This window comes from Gammaproteobacteria bacterium, from assembly GCA_013214945.1.
Taxonomy (GTDB): domain Bacteria; phylum Pseudomonadota; class Gammaproteobacteria; order Enterobacterales; family Psychrobiaceae; genus Psychrobium.
In genome coordinates, this window is sequence record JABSRT010000057.1 from 1 (window position 1) to 2,316 (window position 2,316).

The 2,316-nt window shown below is 38.1% G+C and carries 3 protein-coding genes; all 3 read left to right on the plus strand.

The features are described 5' to 3' along the window. Positions 1-786: transposase (locus HRU23_20360; protein NRA56492.1), on the plus strand; the 786-nt coding region annotated here is incomplete at its 5' end. Between the two features lie 197 nt (positions 787-983). Further along, the gene (locus HRU23_20365; GenBank protein ID NRA56493.1) at positions 984-1,571 is read left to right on the plus strand and encodes a hypothetical protein; all 588 of its coding nucleotides are present in this window, start codon (positions 984-986) and stop codon (positions 1,569-1,571) included. Between the two features lie 130 nt (positions 1,572-1,701). Next, entirely contained in the window at positions 1,702-2,199 is a 498-nt protein-coding gene (locus tag HRU23_20370) for a hypothetical protein (protein NRA56494.1), read from the plus strand. Positions 2,200-2,316: the final 117 nt, after the last annotated feature.

Consider the following 2,316-nt stretch of genomic DNA (forward strand, 5'->3'; position numbering starts at 1 on the left):
GGTATCGCGATAAATGACGACAAACACCAAATTATCATGCAGGCCAAAGTTTGGGGTTCAGTCGGCGAACAACAAACCTTAGCGCCAGCAGTCAAACAATTAGAAGAACAACTCGTTAAACTTGGCACACCAGACACATTCGAAACAGCAGCATTCACCGCAGACAGTGGTTTTCATAGCGAGAAAAATCTAGAATTTATGGCGAGTACTGGATTAGATACCTACATTGCTGATACTCAGTTCAGAAGTCGCAATCCATTGTTTAAAACCAGCGAAACCTATCACACTGAAAAAGAAAAACGACGATTAAAACGCAGTAAAGGCAGGCCTAAATTATTTACATCAAAGGACTTCTACTTTGACGAACAGCGTATGACGTGCCGTTGCCCAGCAGGAAAATTACTGTGGCTAAGTTGTAAGAATGTTGAGAGCGAGGGTAAACGTTACAGTCGATTTACTGGATATTTAAAAGACTGTAAGCACTGCCCATTACAACAGCAATGTATGCGAAAACCGCCTCAAGACCGAGGACGGCAAGTCCAGTTTTTACTTAATGCCGAGCGGAAATTATCTTACACGGATAAAATGCGCATAAAAATAGACAGCAGCATTGGCCGACGGCAATACAGTAAACGTTTAGGTATGATTGAACCGGTGTTCGGCAACATCACCGTCAATAAAGGAATGAACAAATTTACCCTGCGCGGTAAAGACAAAGTGAACGCCCAATGGCAGATGTATTGTCTAGTCCATAATATAGAAAAGCTACGAAATAGCCTGCATTGAAGGCTAAAGACTACCAACCCGGCCCTAAAACAGCCTTTAACCTATCAGCATGTTCTAATTGATCATAAACATGATTGTCACCGAATAGTCAGTTAATTATTGATAAATATAACAATCTCAATTATTGTCTTCGCATATAAAAAATTTAGGCTGAGAATGATAAATTCTACAGCCTCGTTAGATGAAAAGGAAAGTTTGTGGACATCAGCGAAGTACTAGGTCAGTTTGAATCAGTTGTTGCTTGGCTTGGTGGAGGCGCAGTGCTTGTTTTAGCCCTGTTGACATATTTGGGAGGAATCCATTCAAAAAGAATTCTTCTAGAACAGAATTCAGATATTCTTCATAAATTAGAGCTCGTCAAGTCCGAGATGTCTTTGAACCAGACCAGTTACGAAAATCAATTAGATCACATAGTGAATTATTACACCACTTACTATGAACACTATCGAATCTGTCAGCAATTAGCCTCGTTTGAGGCATATGGCTCACCTACCAAGGCAGATATTTGTACAAAAGATTTGTTCATGGAGAAAGTGGATACTTTTGTGCTCGATTGGGAAAAAATAGAGCCTAGAATTAGACTAATTCTTAGTCCGCTAGCTTTTGAATTACATGGACAGGCAATTGACGAATTTAATGAATTCAATAAATTAGTCAGGAAGCTAAATAAGAATGATTATGATGAAAAAGAAGAAATTAGGGCATCTTTTGTAAAGATACATGAAATAAAAAACTTGATGGAACAGCAGTTACGCTCTTATCTAAGGACAGATAAAATTGCGTAATTTCATCTAACAAGTATCCAAAGTCCGACAGCTAACACTGTCGCATTTTTTGCAAACAACAAAAGCGCAAAAACCACGCCAGCACGCTGCGGCTTGGATTGGCGTTAGTTTTCTGATGAGATAGTCGTATATGAAAGAATTTTTTAAGTTTGCATCTGTATGTTCTTGGGAGTTACTTAGAAAGTCTAAAAAGTACAATTCAAGAATCGGTGAAGAAACAATAACTGAGCTGTTACAGCTTTTTTTAGCTCATCACCATAGAGATATTTTAGTTAAGTCATTTAGCAAGCATCAAGAATCCAAGAATGGCGCTGACTGGGATTGGTGGTTTATAAGTCCCAAAAGAAGAAAATACTTAGGAATAAGGATTCAAGCTAAGACGATCACGCCGAAAACAGAAGACTATAATATGTTACATTATATATCTGGAAATCAAGCACAAGCTTCTAAATTGTTACGATCTTCAGCTAAAGATAGCATGATTCCGTTGTATGCTCTTTACACATATTGGAACTCATCACCTGTACTAAAGTACAAGGGTGAATGTGATGAGCACTTTGGGATTTCATTGGTTACTTTAGATAACATACTCAAACTGAAAGCAAGTAAACGATGGAAGGGAAAATAATAAGGGACACTCATAACTTTTAGACGATAAATCAACCAATGTGTTGTGGTCAACTAAATTTGGCCACAGTTTAAGAGGCTTTCTTAAATAATCTTTCAGCCTCGTTTGGACTAATTC

Bases quoted from the DNA above. Each gene is read 5' to 3' on its own strand.
- HRU23_20370 (NRA56494.1), top strand. From the start codon at position 1,702: ATGAAAGAATTTTTTAAGTTTGCATCTGTATGTTCTTGGGAGTTACTT.